The following is an 18049-nucleotide window of genomic DNA, read 5'->3' on the forward strand; positions in this document are numbered from 1 at the left end:
CTTGAAGAGGCATTCCAGATCGATCCGTTCACGCTCCTGGTCAGGACATCCTGCGGAATGTGAAAACTTCGATCTGACGCGGGGCGCTCGCCGAGGAACGGCCCATCAGACAATCTCTAGGGACCAAACACCTAGAGCAGGTTCATCGTTTTCCGATTCCTCTGGGATTCCCAAGGGCCGCGAACAGTGCGATTCCGTCCTCGTCTGACGCGGGAGGCCGTGATGGCGCGAGCTTACAGACAGGATTTACGTGAGCGAGTGATTGCAGCGAACGAGGCGGGGCTGCCTGCCCGCCATGCGGCCGATCGGTTCGGGATCGGCATCGCGACGGCGATTGTCTGGGCGCGCCGGGCGCGGGAAAGAGACGGCCGTTTCGATTCGACGGGAAGGCAAGCGCATCTGGCGCGGCAAGTGCGCGTCCGACCCCGCTGTCATAGCCAACTTGCTGCGCAAGCATGCGCCCTCAGCCAAGCGGGTGGTCTTCGAGACCGGCCCCCTATCCGTGTGGTTCTATCACGCGTTGCGCGCCGAGGGCGTGCCAGCCATCTGCATCGATGCTCGCCATGCCAAGGCTGCGCTCGACATGGCCGCAAACAAGACCGACGCGAAYGMTGCGGAYGGCTTGGCYCATCTGSCGGAAGKSGGCTTTTATYGTGAGGTACSCGTGAAAGGGTTCGAYAGCATGTTGACCCGCACGTTGGTCTCAGCGCGAACCAGGCTGGTCAGGATCACGACCGAGCTTTCCAACCAAATCCGAGGCCTAATGAAGACCTTCGGATTGGTCGTCCCCGCTGGCAAGGGAGGAAAGTTCGAAGAGCATGTTCGTGAGCTGCTGGTCGATCAGAAAAGCCTCGCCGCAATCGTGCTGCCGGTCCTGGAGGCTTGGCGCAGCATGCGCCAGCGTGCGGCCGAGCTCGGGCGGCAACTGATCGCCGACGCACGCAAAAGCGAGGCGTGCCAGCTTCTCATGTCCATCCCAGGCGTCGGGACGGTGACGGCGAGCTCCTTCACAACCGCCATTGAGGATCCGAGCAACTTCAAGAAGTCTCGCTCAGTCGGCGCCTGGCTCGGTCTCACAACCCGACGCTATCAGTCGGGGCAGGTCGACTATGACGGTCATATATCGCGGCGCGGGGATCGCCATGTGCGCAGCCTGCTCTATGAAGCGGCAACGGTCATCCTCACCCGCAGCTCAGCCGAAAGCGGGTTGCGGACTTGGGGACTCGCTCTTAGGGAGCGCGTCGGCTTCAAACGCGCTGCTGTCGCCGTAGCCCGCAAGCTTGCGGTCATGATGCACGCGATGCTGAAATCCGGCGAGATGTTCGACCGCACCGCCGGAGCAGTGGCCTGATCTGAATAGCCGATAGCGTTCGCTTGCCGAGCGCGCTGATACGTCCCGGCCGGGACGTGGGCAGAGCCATTCCGTTTGATGGGGTGCACCCGCTGTCTCAGCAGAGTGCGGCATCCACATTTGAAGGCTCCTCCCGCGAAGCTCCATCATGCGGCGGCCTATGCCGACCGCGAAGACGACCCTGCACCCGGCAGACGATCACCGCAGAGAGAGCTTGCGCTTTCGACCGCGATTAGACGACCGCGATTAGACGACACCATCAATCGAGAACGCCTTTTCCAAGCTCAAGTGGCTCCTGCGCGCCAGAGCCGAAAGGACCATCCCAGCGCTCTGGGACGCCGTCGGATCTGTCATCGACCTCTTCACACCAGCCGAATGCGCAAACTTCTTCAAAGCCGCCGGGTATGATCCAGATTAAACCGGAAACGCTCTAGTGAGGCTACGGGCGCGTAAAGCCCCCCTTTCACAAATCTCAGAAAGTCCGGCCTATCGCGTCGGGAGCGCCGCATAATAGGCAGAGAGCGCAGCGATTTCCGCTGTCGTCATCGCACGCGCCATATAGCGCATCTCCTTGTGCKGACGCTTYCCCRACCGAAACGCSATCATCTGGTTGAAGAGGTAGCGTTCATTCTGCCCGGCCAGATGAGGCACTTCGGTATCTCGGGCGATRCCATCTTCGCCATGACAAGCSGCGCATTGCTCCACGGTGGAGTGCCTCGGTTCGGCGAGTGCCGGAGCGGCGATCAACGCCATCGCCAAGGTCAGTCGAAGCATCACCCTCATCTCTCCCCGCTTGTTCCATCCGCCGAACCGGCCGCGATGAGATGCTCGGCCGTCGCAATCGCGCGCGCCTTGGCCTCCGGCGTCATCATCGCCGCAAGCAGCGCCGGCACCCAAGGCGGCACCGGCAACTCATCATTCAGCCATTCGTGGACGCGGCCGGTCCGACCGTTGCAGAACAGCCCAGCGAACCGCTCCGGGCTCAGATCAACCTCTCTCAGCCCGTACCGGAACTGAGCCCCGTCGATATGTGCAGCCTTGGTTTTGGAGGGCTGGATTTGCAGCTTGCGCGCCATGTCACTTCCTCGAGCCTGTGCGACGCCGATTAGAGGGCAGCGACGCCATCTTGAACGATGCGACGGTTGGCCAAGCTCGCAGCTGAGAAACAAACTGTCCCATCAAGTTGCGTCGGCGTGACTTTCCCAATCCGTTATGGTTGCTGGTTCAATCCGTCAGTCGGATTGACTTCTCGCTGCACAGATCGATGAGGTCACTATCGCTCTCGACCTCGTCGCTGAACTTGGCAAGGACAGAGTAGCTGCAGCCCGTGGGCTTGTTCAGCTTGAGGGCAATGCTCTTGCCGGGCCCGAGCGGCTTGGCGAGCTTGGCGATCAGGCGCGGCTGCTCGCCCGAGGTCGTGATTTCCAGCGAAGCCAGTGGCGCGATACGCGCGTTCGTCACCTTGACTTGAGCCGGCGGCTTGGGAGATTGGGCGACCGCGGGAGCAGTCGCGAAGCAACCGAATAGACCGACGCCGAACAGGCGGACAGAGATAACGGGCTTAAATTTCATCGTTGTTTCGTTCCCCGAATAGCGAGCTTAAACGCTCTCGCACATCTCACACCGGCATTTCGGGGAAAACAAGCAAGCAAAAGAGGCTTGGAGTGCCGGTCGCAGGTTAGGCACGGCAGCCGAGTACCGTTCGAAGCATGGATGAGTGGAGCGGCCGGCAAGGACATACTCCGTAAGAAGCCACCCCACCTTCGGGAGTGGACCGTTTCGACGCAGATCAACAAGACTGACAAGGGCGATGATAATCCGAGGACGGTCCAGCCAGTCACGAAGGCGCTGCTTTAGAAAAAGCCTGGAGGCAAATCCGTCCAAACCGGTTAATCGTTTGATAACCAATAGCAGCCAGCTTGGACTTTCCCTTCGCGTGAAAGCAAAACCGATGGCGCAAATTTTCCATCCCGGCGAAAAGGTGATGCTGTTCTACGGCTACGGCGATCGAGGCGGTACCAGTATCTATGAGGTTGTGCGCGCWCTACCCGCCTCGGCAGAAGATGAGCGACAGTACCAAGTCCGTGGCCCGCAAGGATACCATCGCGTAATTGGTGAAGGGCAGATCCGCTTCCGGCTCCATGAGGCTGACGCTCTCGCGGCGGGAGCAGTTGGGAACCAAAGGCGGCGGGAGCCTGGCCCGGCCCAGGGGCGGACTACGCGGACTGCGGCGGTAACTCTTGCCGGCGCCAAAGGCTTCGCCCCCTTGCGTACCGCTGGTTAAGGACGGCGTCTCTGATGTCGCCAGAGACGCCTTTAATACCGAGTCCCGGAGATTGTGACTCGGGCCGGCTTTTCAACTCAGCATCGGCCTGATTCAACATGGCGAACGAGGGAGGCTCGCCATGGCTATTCCGCTACGGACTGATTTCGATGCACAGATGACGAGGGCCGCGGCCAAGCGGTCGAGGGACGGGTCGCAGGCGCGCCGCCTTTTGGCTTTGGCGGCGATCTATGATGGGGCGACGCGGACGGATGAGGCCCGGATCGGCGGCGTGACGCTGCAGATCGTGCGCCGACTGGGTCATGAAGTTCAACGCGCTCGGGCCAGATGGCTTTATAGACCGCAAGGCGCCTGAACAGTCGCCCGGCTCAACGTCGTATAATCGGCGGCCCTGGCTGCGATGATCGAGAGCGGGCCGACGCCGGCGATCCACGGCGTCGTGCGGTGGCGGATCATCAATCTCTGTCAGTGGCTGTACGAGGTGTTCAAGGTCACCGTTGCCAAGCAGACCCTGAGCCGGGAACTTCGGGCCATGGGCTATCGCAAGCTCTCGGCCCGCCCTCGTCATCATGGGCAGGTCGATGGTGGGGGTAGGCAAGGCCAGGACTTTCACCCGGTGGGGTAAATGGTGGGGTAACGACCGGCCGCTGAAAAATATAGGCTGCGTTTTCAATAGGTTAGATGGCGGGAGTGGCGGACAGGGAGGGATTTGAACCCCCGATACCCTTGCAGGTATGCCGCATTTCGAGTGCGGTGCATTCAACCACTCTGCCACCTGTCCGCGGTCGCCTTCGGTCGAAGCGGGGTGGTTACTACACAAGCCAAGGCCGGGGGGCAAGCCTTCGCCGCGGCAGAAATCCACCTTATCCCTTCCGCTTTCGCTTGACGTTCCGGGCGAGCGCGACTATCGAGCACCGTCCGGCGTGGGGAAACCCGCGCCTGATCTCTTTTGGCCTGCGCGATGCGTCGCAAGCCGGCAAGAGCAAACCTGACCACGCAATCGACTGCCAAAAAGCCGTCCCGCGTGCGCTTCCGGACCGGAGGCCATGACAGGGCGGGGCCGAACATGGAGGACAAAATGTTCGCAGTCATCAAGACCGGCGGGAAGCAGTTCCGCGTCGCCGCCAACGACAAGATCACCGTTGCCAAGATCGAGGGCAACCCGGGCGACACCGTCGCCTTCGGCTCCGTGCTGATGCTCACCGAAGGTGAGAAGACCACGCTCGACACCAAGGCCCTCTCCGAGATCACGGTCGCGGCCGAGATCGTCGAACAGGCCCGCGGCGAGAAGGTCATCGCCTTCAAGAAGCGCCGCCGCCAGAACTCCAAGCGCAAGCGCGGTTTCCGCGCCGAGCTGACCATCATCCGCATCACCGACATCCTCACCGGCGGCAAGAAGCCGGAGATGAAGAAGGGCGATGCTTCCGCCGTCGCGCTGAAGGCCGCTTCGCCCGCCACCAAGGGCAAGGCTGCGCCGAAGGCCGACAAGTCCGCGGCCAAGGGCGAGGCGCTCGACGCTTCGAACCTCTCGCTGATCTCGGGCGTCGGCCCGACCATCGAGAAGAAGCTGCGCGCCGCCGGCATCACCTCCTGGAACGACATCGCCGCCTGGACCGAGGCCGACGTCGCCAAGTGGGACGAGGAGCTGAAGCTGCGTGGCCGCGCCACCCGCGAGGAGTGGGTCGAGCAGGCCAAGGAGCTGCTCGCCGGCAAGCCCCCGCGGGCCAAGGCGGACCAGGAAGAACTCGCCTCGGGCGAGGACTACTGACGGTACACGTCAGCGCAGATTGATCGTCGCGCCCGAACCGGCTGGCTTTCGCCGCCGATTCGGGTTAGAGAGACAGCACAAGTTTTGAGGTAGGGCGTTATGGCTCACAAAAAGGCAGGCGGCTCGTCGCGTAACGGCCGTGATTCTGAAAGCAAGCGCCTCGGCGTGAAGAAGTTCGGCGACCAGGCGGTCGTTTCCGGCAACATCATTATTCGTCAGCGCGGCACCAAGTGGCATGCCGGCGCCAACGTTGGCATGGGCAAAGACCATACCCTCTTTGCGACGACGAATGGCCGCGTCCGATTCACGACGAAACTCGGCCGAGCTTTCGTGAACGTAGTCCCGGCCCAAGAGGCCGCAGAATAAACGGCGGATAGGGAATTTCCTCGATCCGCCGGTTCCATCGAACCGGATCGGATCAAGGGTCTAAACCCTCAGCGGGTTTCCCGAAGGTCAAGGAAAAGGGAGATGGGACCAAAATCCCAGCTCCCTTTTTCGTTTGCGCCGACGGAGAGACCGATGTTCCCCGAACTGACCCGCGACGATGTCTTCCGGCTCGAAACCCGGCGTCTCTGGCTGCGCTGGCCGCGCATGGCCGATGCCGCCGCCATCCTTCGCCAGGCCGGCGAGAAGGCTGTGGCGGAGATGACGGCTTCCATTCCCCACCCCTATCCGCCGGACGCGGTCGAGCCCTTCGTCTTTGCCATGCGCAAGGGCAACGCGCTTGGCGAGCACCTCGTGCTGGCGATCACGCCGCGTTCGAAGCCGAACGAGCTGATCGGCATGATCGGCGCCCACAGGCAGGCTTCGGGCGTGCCCTTCATCGGCTACTGGCTCGGCACCCAGCACTGGAACAAGGGCTATGCCACCGAGGCCGTGCAGGGGCTGATCGACACGATGTTCTCGCTCGTCGACGTGCCGGCGATCGACGCCGATACCCGCGTCATCAACCCGGCCTCGCGGCGGGTGCTGGAGAAGTCCGGCTTCCGGGCGGAGGGCTCCTTCCTGAAGTCGCTGCCGGCCCGCGGCGGGCTGTTCCCTTGCGAGCAGTTCCGGCTCGACCGCTCGACCTGGGCGGCGCTGAAGAGCTGGAGCGCCAGCGGCTGGACGCCGCAGCATGAGCTAGACGATGCCGAGCCCGCGCTGCCGGAAACGGAGTCGTCGATCCGTGCCCAGCAGTCGCAGGGCGAGCCCTGCCCTGCCTGACTCGGTCCCGTCGGAGCCAGCTGGGTCTCGGACGGCGAATCATGATGCAGAATCCAATCGAAGGGGCGGCTTCCCCAAGTGCCGCCCCTTCTTTTTGGTGCAGGATAGAGTTGGTTGGTTGACGCGCGGAGGCTGGCGACTCGTTAAAAATCGAGGCAAATCGCTTACCGTCCATGAGAGCCGCGCCTGCTAGCCCTGACGCACTCTGAACGAGCGGAGTGTGTCTGTGAAAAGTAAGATTTCAAATATTAGAGCATATCTCAGGTCGTCTCTGCTGGCCCAGGCTTTTGCCGGCTGCTTTGTTGCCACGCATGTGCCGATCATTTCTATCGTTGCCTATGTCGCGTCCGGCGCGAACGTCAGCGCGCGGGCCATTCTGGCTATAACCCTGCTGGCAACGCTGGCCGGCACCGCCTTTGCCTTCGTTGTGATGCGCCATCTTCTGCTGCCTGTCGGCGAGATCGCCCGCAATCTGCGTTCCTATCGGCTCGAGGGCCGGATCCCGCGTCTGATCAAGGCGCGCGACGACGATGTCGGGCGGCTGACCGACGAGGTCCGGGCGCTGATCAACGCCCTCGAAGACAAGATGACCCGCCTGAAGCGACAGGCTTTCTCCGACATGCTCACCGGCCTCGGAAACCGCCGCTGGCTCGCGGAAGCCGTGAGCGTCGAGATCGCACGGGCCCGCCGCGAACAGCGCCCCCTGTCGGTCATCGTGTTCGATCTCGATCACTTCAAGCGCATCAACGACGATTTCGGCCATGATGTCGGCGATGAGGTTTTGCTCGCCGTGGCCGAGACCTCGAAACGCGTCCTCCGGCCCTATGATCTGGTCGCACGCCTCGGCGGTGAGGAGTTCTGCGCATTCCTGCCGGCCACCAGCCTCAAGGAGGCCCTTCCGATCGCGGAAAGGCTGCGCGAAGGCATTGCCTCGCTGCAGATCGACGCCCTGCAGGGCCGGCGGGTCACCGCGAGCTTCGGCGTTCACGAAGCGGATGTGGTGCGCGAACAGTTCAAGGACATGCTGCGCACGGCCGACCAGTATCTCTACCAGGCCAAGGGCGCCGGGCGAAACCAGGTCCAGGCCCTGGAAGCGCGCCGCGCAGTGGTGCAGACCGGAGCGGCCAACCAGGCCGAGCCCTGAAGCTCATAACCCGACGAGAACGCGGCGGCCGGGGGCGGAAGCCCCATGGCCGCCGCTCTGTTTCCGGCACTACTTGACGAAGGTGCCGTGCAACTCGTCGTCGATATGGACGCGGATGATTTCCTCGAAGCTCGACTCCGCCTTGAAGCCGAGCGCCGGCGCCCGCTGCGGGTTGAAGTTGCGCGGCCAGCCGGCGACGATTCCGTCGATCACCGGATCCTGTACCCGCTTGATCCGGGCGACGACATTTTCGCCCGCGACCTTGCGCAGCGCCTCGATCTGCTCGGCGACGGTGCAGGAATAGCCCGGCATGGTCAGCGCTCGGCGGGGGCCGATCGCGGCCGTGTCCATCGTCGCGGCGTGGATCAGGAAGCCGACGGCCGAGCGTGGCGAGGCATGCCAATGGCGAACCTGGTCCGAGACCGGCAGCACCGCCTCCTCGCCGTTCAGCGGCTCACGGATGATGTTGGAGAAGAAGCCCGACGCCGCCTTGTTCGGCTTGCCGGGCCGCACGCAGATCGTCGGCAGGCGAATGCCGACGCCGTCGAAGAAGCCGCGCCGCGTGTAGTCGCTGAGCAGCAACTCGCCGATCGCCTTCTGCGTGCCGTAGCTCGTCAGCGGGGTGGTGAAGAACTCGTCCTCGATCTTGTCGTGGAAGGGGGCGCCGAAGACCGCGATCGAGGAGGTGAAGATCAGGCGCGGCTTGTACCCGTCGCCGGTCTTGCGGATCGCATCGAAGAGATAACGCGTGCCGTCGAGATTGATCCGGTAGCCCTTGTCGAAATCGGCCTCGGCCTCGCCCGAGACTATCGCCGCGAGATGGACGATCAACTCGGGGCGGGTCGCGATCAGCTTCTCCGCCTCGCCCTCGATCGAAAGGTCGGACACGACAGCCTCGAAATCGAAGGGTGCGGCCGGCGGCGCCGCTGCGACCACCACGTCCTGCGCCGTCACGCGCGTCACCGGCTTGCCGCCGAGGCCGCCATCGCCAGCCAGGCGCTCGATGAATTTGCGCCCGACCATGCCGGCGCCGCCGAGAACGAGGATATGCATCGGTTCTGTCCTGAAGGTTTGCTGAAATTTGGCTTCTGTCAGTGCGGAAGATGGCCGCCGAGATCGTCCTCGATATGGACGCGGATGATCTCGTCGAAATCACGTTCGGCCTTGAAGCCGAGCGCCAACGCGCGCTTCGCGTCGAAGCGGGTCGGCCAGCCGGCGACGATGGCCGCGGAGGCCTCGTCGGGAGCGCGCTTGATCAGCTTCACCGCCTTGTCGCCGGCGATCCGGCGCAACGCCTCGATCTGTTCGCCGACGGTGACACAGACGCCCGGCATCGTCAGGTTGACGCGCGGGCCCAGCGCCTCGCGCGACAGCCCGGCGGCATGGATCAGGAAGCCGACGGCCGAGCGCGGGCTGGCGTGGGTGAAGAGCACCTCGTCGCCGACCGGCAGCAACGCCTCCTGCCCTTGCAGCGGCTCGCGGATGATGCCGGAGAAGAAACCGCCGGCCGAGGCATTGGGCTTGCCCGGCCGGACCACGATCGAAGGAAAGCGGATGCCGACGCCGTCAATCAGCCCGCGCCTGGAGTAGTCGGCCAGCAGCAACTCGCCGATCGCCTTCTGCGTGCCGTAGCTGGTCAGCGGCGTGACATGGAACTCGTCGGAGATCGCGGGTGGGAACGGCGCGCCGAAGATCCCACTCGAGCTGGTGAAGATGAGCTTGGGCACGTAAGCCGCGCCGCCCTCATGCCGGATCGCTTCCAGCAGGTGGCGCATGCCGTCGAGATTGATGCGGTAGCCCTTGTCGAAATCGCGCTCGGCCTCGCCCGAGATGATCGCGGCAAGGTGGAAGATCAGGTCCGGCCGCAGCGCGGCGAGTTCCCTGGCGACGGCCGCATCGGTCGCATCCTCGACGCGGATCGTCGCCCGGTCCGCAAGCTCGGCCGGCAGCGAAGCCGCCACGACATCGGTCAGGGTCAGCGTGCTGATCGCCTTGCCGGCGCAGCGCCCTTCGCGCGCCAGACGCTCCGCCAGCCTGCTGCCGACCATGCCGGCCGCGCCCGTGATCAGGACATGCATGGGCTCTCCCTATCCGTTTTGTGCCGGGCCGCTTCTTGGTTCGCGACCTTTCGGAAGAACGGCGAGCAGCAGGGCCGCTCGCCATCCGCGTCTGCGCTCAGAGCGCGAAGCCGCCATCCGCCAGATGGATCTGGCCGGTGGTGTAGCTCGACTCGTCGGCGGCGAGATAAACCGCAAGCCAGGCGATCTCCTCGGCAGTGCCGAGCCGGCCCATCGGCTGGCGGTCGACGAAGGCCTGGCGAGCCGCGGCTTCGGTCGTGCCGGTCGAGGCGGCGAGGTCCTTGATGCGCTGGTCGAGCGACGGGGACTGGATCGTGCCCGGGCAGATCGCGTTGGAGCGAACGCCCTTCTTGATGTAGTCGGCCGCGACGGCCTTGGTCAGGCCGATCACCGCCGCCTTGGTCGCTCCATAGGCGTAGCGGTTCGGCAGGCCGCGCACCGAGCCTGCGCCCGAGGCGATGTTGATGATCGAGCCCGAGCTCTTCTCCAGCATCCCCGGCACGAAGGCCTGGATCGTGCGGTGCATCGACTTGACGTTGAGGTCGAAGGAGAAGTCCCAGGCCTTGTCGTCGGTCGTCAGCACCGTGCCGTGATGGACGAAGCCGGCGGCGTTCACGAGGATGTCGATCGGCCCGACCTTCTCGGCGAAGGCATTGACCGCCTTGCTCGAGAGCACGTCGAGTTTGCGCTTCTTCGCCTTAGGAATGCCTTCCAGCAGCGCGACATCCTTGTCGGTCGCCCAGACGGTGGCTCCCTCAGCCACGAAGGCCTCGGCGATGGCCCGGCCGATCCCCTGCCCTGCGGCGGTGACGACCGCGACCTTGCCCTTCAAACGTCCTGCCATGCTCGATTCCTTTTATTAGCCGGCTTTTGCAAAGGTCTTGCGCATATGGGTCAGCCGCCGGTCGGCCATGTCCTCATGATGCGTGATGGCGAAGCCGAGGCGCTCGTACCAGCCGATACGTTCGGTCAATTTCGCATGGGTGTAGAGATGGACGGATCCGTAGCCGAGCGCCCGCGCCCGCTCGTCCGCGAAGGACATCAAGCTGGCGCCCAGCTTGCGGCCGCCCGCCTCCGGCGCGACCGCGACGCTCCAGATCGTGAAATCCTGCGGCTCGATATCGAGCACCAGCGCGGCTTCGAGACCGCTTTCGCCATCGACCAGCCAGACCTCGTGCTCGGCGACGACCTGCGTGTAGTCCGCGATGCGCGGCAGCGAGGGCACGCCGATGATGCTCTCGTTCGGCGTATAGGCAGCGTTCTTGAGCGAGAGGATCGCCGGGATGTCGGCAAACCCCGCCCGACGCAGCGTCACCTTGCCGGCTTCGCCCTGAATCTGGTTGAAAGCGCCTAGCGAGAGCTTCTGGACGCCCTGCGCGTCGAAATTCTCCGGAGCCAGCCAGCGGCGGAAGGCCTGCGCGCGCACCGGCCACTCGCCGTCGAGGATCGAGAACCAGGCAGTGTCGCGGTTGGCGCCCTTGACCACCATGTGCTGGCGGAACAACCCTTCATACTGGAAGCCGAAGCGCAGGGCCGCGCGCTTGGAGGGTTCGTTGAGATTGTTGCACTTCCACTCGTAGCGGCGATAGCCGAGCGAGAAGCCGTAATCGCCGACGAGATAGATCGCCTCGGTCGCCGCCCGCGTGCGCTGCAGCGCCGGTGCATAGGTGATCCAACCGACCTCGAAGACCCCGTGCTCGGGCCTGATCTCCATGATCCAGAGATGGCCCTTGGCCTTGCCGTCAGCCTTGTCGATCACCGCGAGCGGGACGATGCCTGCCTTGGCCACCATGGAATCGAGCAGGGCGCGGTATTCGCCCTTGCTTTGCGGCGGTGCAGCCGGAAGCCAGTCCCAGACATGGGTCTGGCCGGCATTCCCCGCCCAGATGTCGTCGAGATGGCGATCGACGTCGAGCGGCTCGAGCCGGCAATACTGGCCTTCCAGCACCTTCGCGGGCGGGAATGGCGACGCCTTCCAGTCGAACGTCATGACTTCGTTTTCCCCCGCCAGCCCGTGAAATCGTGCCGGATCTCCCAGCCCGCGCCGAGTTCGGCCGCGATGGCATGGGCAAGCGCATGGCCCTCGGCCTCCCAGGCCAGGCGCTCGACCTCGTCGGTGAAATCCGAAGCGGCCTCGTCGTCCTCGTCATAGATCGCGTCGAAGGCATCGACCCAGGCTTCGAGCCGGTCGCCGATTTCATCGGAAAGCCCGATATCCTCGGCATCGACCGCCCGGCGCTTGCCCTTGGCGTCGACCTGCCAGAGACCGCTCTGCCCGAGCCATTCCGGCGCGATCAGGAGCGTGCCGCTCATGAACGCGCCTCGAGATCCTCATGGAAGAACGGGTTGAGCGGCGAGGACGGGCCGTTGCCGGCAAAGCCCTTGAAGCTGCCCTCTTCCGCGATCAACCGCGTCGCCTCGATGAAGGCGGCCCAGGCGGCACGCGCCAAAGCCCCGCCGATGGAGATGCGCCGCGCGCCCGCTGCCGCGATCTCGTCGACGCTCAACCCGAAATCGCCATAGACCAGGGCGTTGACCGGCTTGCCGCCCGCCGCCGACACGATGGTGGCGATATCGTCGGCCGTCTTCGGGCCGGGCGCGTAGAGCACATCCGCCCCGGCGGCCGCATAGGCCTCGATCCGGCGCGCCGCTTCCTTCAGCGGCTCGGCATGTCCGGTCAGGAAGCATTCCGCCCGCGCGGTCAGCACGACGCCCGAGCCGGTCTCGTCGATCGCCTTGCGCGCCGCCTTGATGCGGTCGACGGCCAGATCGAACGCATAAAGCGGCTCGCTCTCGCGCCCGGTCGCATCCTCGATCGAGAGGCCGGCGACGCCGGTCGCAATGCAGAGCTTGACGTTGGCCGCGACACCATCGGGCGTATCGGCATAGCCGTTCTCGAAATCGGCGTTCACCGGCAGGTCAGGCACCGCCTTCACCATGTCGGCGATATGCGCGAGCATCATGTCGCGCGGCACGTCCTGGTCGGCGCGCGCCTGCGTGAAGGCGAAGCCCGCGCTCGTCGTCGCCAGCGCCTTGAAGCCCTGCCCGCGCAGCCAGCGGGCCGAGCCGAGATCCCATGGATTGGGCATCACGAAGCAGCCGGCCTCATGCAGCTTGCGGAACGCTTCGACTTGCGGGCTGCGGGCCATTTTTCAATCGTTTCAAATGGGAGCGGAAAGAACGGCTGCCATAGTGTCGAGGGTCAGGTCGTTTGTCAGCCCCGAAGCCGCGCGTCGCGCAGCGAGCGCCGATGCGCGGACGGAATGGCGTGGGCATCCCGCACGCGCTGCGGCACGAAGTCCTGCTGCGCAGATGCAGGACCGCGTGAAGAAAGGGCGCGCTCATCGGGTGACGGTCCCGTGTCTGCGCCGCGACATTCACATGCCGCAGCGCGCACGGGATGACGTCAGTCCCGCTCAGTGATTGTCGCGCGGAACGCCGAACTTCTTGTGGATCTTCTGGTACTTGACCGCCGGCTTGAGAACCATGCCTTCCGACAATTCGTCGACGATCTTGCGCTGGATCTCCTGCCAGGGCGTCTGGCTCTTCGGGTACTTGTAGCCACCCGCCGCCTTGAACGCGGCCCTGCGCTCGGCCAGCTCATCGTCCGAGATCAGGATGTTGGCAGTGCGCTTCTTGAGGTCGATGCGGACCTTGTCGCCGGTCTTGAGCAGCGCGAGCCCGCCGCCGGTCGCCGCTTCCGGCGAGGCGTTGAGGATCGACGGCGATCCCGAGGTGCCGGACTGGCGCCCGTCGCCGACGCAGGCGAGCGCGGTGACGCCCTTCTTGATCAGGTAATCCGGCGGCCGCATGTTCACGACTTCCGCCGCGCCGGGATAGCCGATCGGGCCGACGCCGCGGATGAACAGGATGCAGTGCTCGTCGATGGCGAGCGCGGGGTCGTCGATGCGGTGGTGGTAATCTTCCGGTCCGTCGAAGACGATGGCACGGCCCTCGAAGGCCATCGGATCCCCAGGGTTCTCCAGATAGCGCTGGCGGAACTCCGGCGTGATCACGCTGGTCTTCATGATCGCGGAATCGAACAGGTTGCCCGACAGATTGAGGAAGCCGGACTGCGCCTTCATCGGCTCGTCATAGGTCTTGATGACCTCGCGGGCGATGGAGAAGGCCCCCTTGCAGTTCTCTTCCAGCGTCTGGCCGTTGGCGGTGATGGCAGGCTTGATCTTGCCCTTCTCGACCAGCTCCGCGATCACGGCGGGCAGGCCACCGRCCCGGTAATAATCCTCGCCGAGATACTCGCCGGCAGGCTGCATGTTGACCAGCAGCGGGATCTCGTAGCCGATCTTCGTCCAGTCCTCGTTGTCGAGCTTGACGCCGATATGCTTGGCGATGGCGTTGACGTGAACAGGCGCATTGGTCGAGCCGCCGATCGCCGAATTGATGACGATGGTATTCTCGAAGGCTTCGCGCGTCAGGATCTTCGACGGGACCAGGTCCTCCCAAACCATCTCGACGATGCGGCGACCGGTCAGATACGCCATCTCGTAGCGATCGCGATAGGGCGCGGGGATCGCGGCGGCGCCGGGCAGCGTCATGCCCATCGCTTCCGCCAGCGAGTTCATCGTCGAGGCCGTGCCCATCGTGTTGCAGTGGCCGGCCGAAGGCGCCGAGGAAGCGACGAGGTCGACGAAGCCTTTGTAGTCGATCTCGCCGGCCGCCATCATCTGGCGCGCCTTCCAGACGATGGTGCCCGAGCCGGTGCGCTCGCCGCGGAAGGAGCCGTTCAGCATCGGGCCGCCGGGCAGCGCGATCGCCGGGATGTCGACCGTCGCGGCCGCCATGATCTGCGCCGGAGTGGTCTTGTCGCAGCCCGTCGTCAGCACGACGCCGTCGAGCGGATAGCCGTAGAGAATCTCGACCAGCGAGAGATACTGCAGGTTGCGGTCGAGCGAGGCGGTCGGCCGCTTGCAGGTTTCCTGGATCGGATGGATCGGGAACTCGAAGGGCACGCCGCCCATCTCGCGGATGCCGTCGCGGATGCGCGGCGCCAGCTCGAGGTGGTGGCGGTTGCAGGGCGCGATATCAGAGCCCGTCTGCGCGATGCCGATGATCGGCCGGCCCGACTGCAGCTCTTCCCGCGAAAGGCCGAAGTTCATCGTGCGCTCGATATAGAGCGCGGTCATGTCGGCATTAGCCGGATTGTCGAACCAGGCCTTCGAGCGCAGCTGCGCCGGCTTGATGCGGCGTGGAGCCTTCTTGCGTGTCAGCGCGACCGGTCGGTCCTCGCGCGGAACATTGCTTTCGGGAGCTTTGGCCATCCTCGTTTCCTCTCGCTCGGCACGGCGCTGACGGCCGTTTGCCGATCTCACATTCGAACGATTTGAGACAAGCCATCATGCCCATAGCCCGCGGCTGGGCAAGGCCCAATCTGGCTGATAGTCATACTATTTATTCATGCTGTATGCAGCATGCAACAAGGCGCGATGCGTGGCAGGCGCTTGCCAGCCCCGCCTCTTTGGCGCCAGAAAAGGCTGCTCCGACAGGAACTGTTCTTCAACCCTTCGAAACCCGGCCGAGAAACGCGTCATGACCCTTCACGTCGTCCCGTCCTTCGCCCGCATCGGCGAGGAGAACGCCTTTGCCGTGCTGGCGCGCGCGACCGAGCTGCAGCGGCAGGGCAAGGACATCGTCAATCTCGGCATCGGCCAGCCCGATTTCGCCACGCCCGAGCACATCGTCGAAGCCGCCGTGAAGGCGCTGCGCGACGGCCATCACGGCTACACCCCTGCGAACGGCATCCTGCCGCTGCGCGAGGCGGTCGCCGCCGATCTGCACAAGCGGTTCAAGGTCGAGGTTTCGCCGGAGAACGTGATGATCGTGCCCGGCGGCAAGGTCACCATGTTCATGGCGATCCTGATGTTCGGCGAACCCGGCGCCGAAATCCTCTACCCGGACCCCGGGTTCCCGATCTACCGCTCGATGATCGAATATACCGGTGCAACGCCGGTGCCCGTGCCGATCCGCGAGGAGAACGGCTTCGCCTTCTCGGCCGAGGAGACGCTCTCGCTGATCACGCCGAAGACGCGGCTGCTGATCATCAACTCGCCGGCCAACCCGACCGGCGGCGTCACGCCGAAGGCGGAGATCGACAAGCTCGTCGCGGGGCTGGCTGATTTCCCCGACGTCGCGCTGATGTCGGACGAGATCTACGACCAGATGGTCTATGACGGCGAGGAGCATGTCTGCCTGCTGAGCTATCCCGAGATCCGCGACCGGCTGATCTTGCTCAACGGCTGGTCCAAGACCTATGCGATGACCGGCTGGCGCATGGGCTGGTCGGTCTGGCCGAAGCCGCTCTACGACAACGCCCGCAAGCTCGCGGTGAACTCGCATTCCTGCGTCAACGCTCCCGCGCAATGGGCGGGGCTCGCCGCGCTCACCGGCCCGCAGGACGCGGTGCACGCCATGGTCGCGGAGTTCGACAGGCGCCGGAAGGCGGTGGTCGCGGGGCTGAACGGGCTGCCGAACGTCTCCTGCATTACGCCGAAAGGCGCCTTCTACGCCTTCCCCAACGTCTCGCAGACCGGCTGGAAGGCGAAGAAGCTCGCTTCCGCTCTGCTGGAGGAAGCCGGCGTCGCGACGATCGGCGGGCCCGATTTCGGTGTCCATGGCGAGGGCTATATTCGCCTCTCCTATGCCAACTCGCTTGAGAACATCGAGAAGGCGCTGGAGCGCATGAAGACCTTCCTCACCAACGCAAGGGCTGCCTGACCATGGTCACCTGCTATCTGCGCTATGTCGTCGACCCTCACAAGCTCGACGCCTTCGAGGCCTATGGCAGGCTCTGGATCCGGCTCGTCGAGAAGTTCGGCGGCAAGCACCACGGCTATTTCATGCCCTCCGAGGGCACGTCCAACGTAGCGCTCGCCTTCTTCAGCTTCCCGTCGCTGGCGGCCTATGAGGAGTACCGCACGCGCTCGTTCGACGATCCCGAATGCCGGGCGGCGATCGCGATGAACGAGAAGGATCGTTTCATCGTCAGCTATGAGCGGTCCTTCTTCCGGCCCGTCTTCGAGGATGATCAGGGCGTCAAGCGCGCACCGTGATTCATGGCGTCGCCGGCCTGCTGATGCACGACGTGAAAGCTGGGTCATCCCGGGCTTGACCCGGGATCCATGCCAGAGCGCGGCCGATCAAGCTTCAGGCATGGATCCCGGCTCTCCGCTTCGCTGCGGCCGGGATGACCCGTGCTTCCATGAAAGGCAGTGCTACCCGGCCTCTTTTAGCGCGAAGCGCTCGCGGTCACGCCCGGATCGACCTTGAAGCTCGAAGCTTCGATCACGGCCGTACCGATCATCGTCTTCACGGAGATGCGGACCGGCACCATCATGTCGGTGCCGGCGACCGGCGCGAGCCAGGCCGTGATGTCGCGATTCTCGGCCATGAACTTCGTGCTGGGCCTGAGCGCGCGGTGGCCGGCGATCGGCACATAGCGCGCCTGGCAGATCGAGACCGGGCCGCTATAGCCCTCCAGCTTGACGGTGCGGGTGCCGGCGCTGCTCAGCTTGATGTCATAGCGCGCCGCGCCGTCGAAGATCGGCAGCGTGCGGTTGCAGGCGCCATCCCTGCCCTTGCCGTTGACCGGCATCAGGAAGGCGCTGAGCGGATCCAAGACGTTGCGCTTATGGCTCTCGTTGAGCGGCACGCGGTCAGGCTTCTCGTCGATCGGCGGCTCGATATCCACTCCGGCGACGCTGCCTTCCGCCAGCGCCATGCGCACGGTGCGGCTCTCGTTGGAGTTGGCCGAGCTGACGGCGAAGGTCTTCGGCGCCAGCCGGCCGCCCGCGAGCGCGCCGGTCGCGGCACCTGAACCGCGCCCGCCCGTGACACCACCCACGATGCCCGTCAGCTTGGCCGCCATGTCGAGCTTGTAGCTCGATGCGTCGATACCGCCGGTCAGGCTCGCCGTGCCCAGCGTGATGCCGAGGAGCGATACGTCGTAGCGCGCGTCGAGCGAGGCCGCGCCCGCAGCCTCGGCCAGACAGGCTGCGAGAACCAGCCCTGCGATGGTCGATGCGACGGCGGATTTCATCCATTGCCTCCGGAACGGCGCGATCCTGCGCGGCATGCACTCTGAATCGGTCCGAATCGTGACCGGTTTTCCCTCGCGGCGAAGCGACGGCCGTCCGAAGCATCGGACCCTGATCTTTACACCCCGTTAACGCTGAAGGCCATGTGAACAAGCTGCGGGAGTTTT

The 18049-nt window shown here is 64.6% G+C and carries 19 protein-coding genes, 1 tRNA gene and 1 pseudogene; 9 read left to right on the forward strand and 12 right to left on the reverse strand.

All coding sequences use genetic code 11. The features are described 5' to 3' along the window. Positions 1–334 precede the first annotated feature (334 nt). Positions 335–1351 carry an IS110 family RNA-guided transposase gene (locus AC1DVA_RS20510; protein WP_476807114.1) on the forward strand — a complete coding sequence of 339 codons (1017 nt, stop codon included), beginning with the start codon at positions 335–337 and terminating at the stop codon, positions 1349–1351. Positions 1352–1613: 262 nt separating this feature from the next. Then, positions 1614–1769: pseudogene (locus AC1DVA_RS20515) on the forward strand (IS630 family transposase); the annotation flags it as partial. Positions 1770–1837: 68 nt separating this feature from the next. On the opposite strand, the gene AC1DVA_RS20520 reads toward AC1DVA_RS20515, so the two are convergent. The 3 genes from AC1DVA_RS20520 to AC1DVA_RS20530 all read right to left on the reverse strand — a co-directional run bounded on the left by AC1DVA_RS20520 (position 1838) and on the right by AC1DVA_RS20530 (position 2923). After that, on the reverse strand, positions 1838–2134 hold the full coding sequence (locus AC1DVA_RS20520; protein WP_476807096.1) for a c-type cytochrome: 297 nt from the start codon (positions 2132–2134) through the stop codon (positions 1838–1840). Next, a complete protein-coding gene (locus tag AC1DVA_RS20525; RefSeq protein ID WP_476807097.1) occupies positions 2131–2427 on the reverse strand; it encodes a hypothetical protein in 297 nt (98 codons plus the stop codon). The genes AC1DVA_RS20520 and AC1DVA_RS20525 overlap by 4 nt, the downstream gene beginning before the upstream one ends. 148 nt (positions 2428–2575) lie before the next feature. Continuing rightward, the gene (locus AC1DVA_RS20530; protein WP_476807098.1) at positions 2576–2923 is read right to left on the reverse strand and encodes a hypothetical protein; all 348 of its coding nucleotides are present in this window, start codon (positions 2921–2923) and stop codon (positions 2576–2578) included. 1112 nt (positions 2924–4035) lie between these two features. Between AC1DVA_RS20530 and AC1DVA_RS20535 the strand changes: the two genes are divergently transcribed. Then, positions 4036–4260 (forward strand): helix-turn-helix domain-containing protein, encoded by a 225-nt coding sequence (locus tag AC1DVA_RS20535; RefSeq protein ID WP_476807099.1) that lies wholly within the window; start codon positions 4036–4038, stop codon positions 4258–4260. 66 nt (positions 4261–4326) lie between these two features. Here AC1DVA_RS20535 and AC1DVA_RS20540 read toward each other — a convergent pair. Further along, positions 4327–4416: transfer RNA gene (locus tag AC1DVA_RS20540), tRNA-Ser, on the reverse strand. Positions 4417–4713: 297 nt separating this feature from the next. On the opposite strand from AC1DVA_RS20540, the gene rplU reads away from it, so the two are divergent. The 4 genes from rplU (at position 4714) to AC1DVA_RS20560 (ending at position 7753) form a co-directional block, all read left to right on the forward strand. After that, positions 4714–5403 (forward strand): 50S ribosomal protein L21, encoded by a 690-nt coding sequence (gene rplU, locus AC1DVA_RS20545; RefSeq protein ID WP_265050162.1) that lies wholly within the window; start codon positions 4714–4716, stop codon positions 5401–5403. Between the two features lie 99 nt (positions 5404–5502). Then, a complete protein-coding gene (rpmA, locus tag AC1DVA_RS20550; protein WP_199085184.1) occupies positions 5503–5769 on the forward strand; it encodes a 50S ribosomal protein L27 in 267 nt (88 codons plus the stop codon). Positions 5770–5922: 153 nt separating this feature from the next. Then, entirely contained in the window at positions 5923–6609 is a 687-nt protein-coding gene (locus tag AC1DVA_RS20555; protein WP_265050163.1) for a GNAT family N-acetyltransferase, read from the forward strand. A 313-nt stretch (positions 6610–6922) separates the two neighbouring features. Beyond that, positions 6923–7753, forward strand: a complete 831-nt coding sequence (locus AC1DVA_RS20560; protein WP_476807100.1) for a GGDEF domain-containing protein — start codon at positions 6923–6925, stop codon at positions 7751–7753. Between the two features lie 69 nt (positions 7754–7822). Here the strand turns inward: AC1DVA_RS20560 and denD (AC1DVA_RS20565) are convergent, their stop codons facing one another. The 7 genes from denD (AC1DVA_RS20565) to AC1DVA_RS20595 form a co-directional block, all read right to left on the reverse strand. Then, on the reverse strand, positions 7823–8806 hold the full coding sequence (denD, locus tag AC1DVA_RS20565) for a D-erythronate dehydrogenase (RefSeq protein ID WP_476807101.1): 984 nt from the start codon (positions 8804–8806) through the stop codon (positions 7823–7825). A gap of 38 nt (positions 8807–8844) precedes the next feature. Continuing rightward, positions 8845–9831, reverse strand: coding sequence for a D-erythronate dehydrogenase (gene denD, locus AC1DVA_RS20570; protein WP_265050166.1), 987 nt, complete (start codon positions 9829–9831; stop codon positions 8845–8847). Positions 9832–9928: 97 nt separating this feature from the next. After that, a complete protein-coding gene (locus AC1DVA_RS20575; RefSeq protein WP_265050167.1) occupies positions 9929–10675 on the reverse strand; it encodes an SDR family oxidoreductase in 747 nt (248 codons plus the stop codon). Between the two features lie 15 nt (positions 10676–10690). Continuing rightward, a complete protein-coding gene (locus tag AC1DVA_RS20580) occupies positions 10691–11821 on the reverse strand; it encodes a GNAT family N-acetyltransferase (protein ID WP_265050168.1) in 1131 nt (376 codons plus the stop codon). Continuing rightward, the gene (locus tag AC1DVA_RS20585) at positions 11818–12144 is read right to left on the reverse strand and encodes a hypothetical protein (RefSeq protein ID WP_476807102.1); all 327 of its coding nucleotides are present in this window, start codon (positions 12142–12144) and stop codon (positions 11818–11820) included. The genes AC1DVA_RS20580 and AC1DVA_RS20585 overlap by 4 nt, the downstream gene beginning before the upstream one ends. Continuing rightward, on the reverse strand, positions 12141–12980 hold the full coding sequence (locus AC1DVA_RS20590; protein ID WP_265050170.1) for an isocitrate lyase/PEP mutase family protein: 840 nt from the start codon (positions 12978–12980) through the stop codon (positions 12141–12143). Before AC1DVA_RS20590 ends, AC1DVA_RS20585 begins: the two co-directional genes overlap by 4 nt. Before the next feature lie 267 nt (positions 12981–13247). Then, positions 13248–15110 (reverse strand): IlvD/Edd family dehydratase, encoded by a 1863-nt coding sequence (locus AC1DVA_RS20595; protein ID WP_476807103.1) that lies wholly within the window; start codon positions 15108–15110, stop codon positions 13248–13250. A 268-nt stretch (positions 15111–15378) separates the two neighbouring features. Between AC1DVA_RS20595 and AC1DVA_RS20600 the strand changes: the two genes are divergently transcribed. Together AC1DVA_RS20600 and AC1DVA_RS20605 are read left to right on the forward strand one after the other, a co-directional pair. After that, positions 15379–16563 (forward strand): pyridoxal phosphate-dependent aminotransferase, encoded by a 1185-nt coding sequence (locus AC1DVA_RS20600; RefSeq protein ID WP_265050172.1) that lies wholly within the window; start codon positions 15379–15381, stop codon positions 16561–16563. A gap of 2 nt (positions 16564–16565) precedes the next feature. Further along, entirely contained in the window at positions 16566–16898 is a 333-nt protein-coding gene (locus tag AC1DVA_RS20605) for an NIPSNAP family protein (protein WP_265050173.1), read from the forward strand. Positions 16899–17074: 176 nt separating this feature from the next. On the opposite strand, the gene AC1DVA_RS20610 is transcribed toward AC1DVA_RS20605, so the two are convergent. Then, positions 17075–17884: a DUF3108 domain-containing protein gene (locus AC1DVA_RS20610; RefSeq protein ID WP_265050174.1), complete on the reverse strand. Its 810-nt coding sequence runs from the start codon at positions 17882–17884 to the stop codon at positions 17075–17077. Between the last annotated feature and the right edge of the window lie 165 nt (positions 17885–18049).

This window comes from Allobosea sp. P4_C6, assembly GCF_056402015.1.

Bases quoted from the DNA above. Each gene is read 5' to 3' on its own strand.
- AC1DVA_RS20530 (WP_476807098.1), bottom strand. From the start codon at position 2,923: ATGAAATTTAAGCCCGTTATCTCTGTCCGCCTGTTCGGCGTCGGTCTA.
- AC1DVA_RS20600 (WP_265050172.1), top strand. From the start codon at position 15,379: ATGACCCTTCACGTCGTCCCGTCCTTCGCCCGCATCGGCGAGGAGAAC.
- AC1DVA_RS20535 (WP_476807099.1), top strand. From the start codon at position 4,036: ATGATCGAGAGCGGGCCGACGCCGGCGATCCACGGCGTCGTGCGGTGG.
- AC1DVA_RS20585 (WP_476807102.1), bottom strand. From the start codon at position 12,144: ATGAGCGGCACGCTCCTGATCGCGCCGGAATGGCTCGGGCAGAGCGGT.
- denD (WP_476807101.1), bottom strand. From the start codon at position 8,806: ATGCATATCCTCGTTCTCGGCGGCGCCGGCATGGTCGGGCGCAAATTC.
- AC1DVA_RS20525 (WP_476807097.1), bottom strand. From the start codon at position 2,427: ATGGCGCGCAAGCTGCAAATCCAGCCCTCCAAAACCAAGGCTGCACAT.
- AC1DVA_RS20555 (WP_265050163.1), top strand. From the start codon at position 5,923: ATGTTCCCCGAACTGACCCGCGACGATGTCTTCCGGCTCGAAACCCGG.
- denD (WP_265050166.1), bottom strand. From the start codon at position 9,831: ATGCATGTCCTGATCACGGGCGCGGCCGGCATGGTCGGCAGCAGGCTG.
- AC1DVA_RS20580 (WP_265050168.1), bottom strand. From the start codon at position 11,821: ATGACGTTCGACTGGAAGGCGTCGCCATTCCCGCCCGCGAAGGTGCTG.
- rplU (WP_265050162.1), top strand. From the start codon at position 4,714: ATGTTCGCAGTCATCAAGACCGGCGGGAAGCAGTTCCGCGTCGCCGCC.
- AC1DVA_RS20610 (WP_265050174.1), bottom strand. From the start codon at position 17,884: ATGAAATCCGCCGTCGCATCGACCATCGCAGGGCTGGTTCTCGCAGCC.
- AC1DVA_RS20605 (WP_265050173.1), top strand. From the start codon at position 16,566: ATGGTCACCTGCTATCTGCGCTATGTCGTCGACCCTCACAAGCTCGAC.
- AC1DVA_RS20575 (WP_265050167.1), bottom strand. From the start codon at position 10,675: ATGGCAGGACGTTTGAAGGGCAAGGTCGCGGTCGTCACCGCCGCAGGG.
- rpmA (WP_199085184.1), top strand. From the start codon at position 5,503: ATGGCTCACAAAAAGGCAGGCGGCTCGTCGCGTAACGGCCGTGATTCT.
- AC1DVA_RS20590 (WP_265050170.1), bottom strand. From the start codon at position 12,980: ATGGCCCGCAGCCCGCAAGTCGAAGCGTTCCGCAAGCTGCATGAGGCC.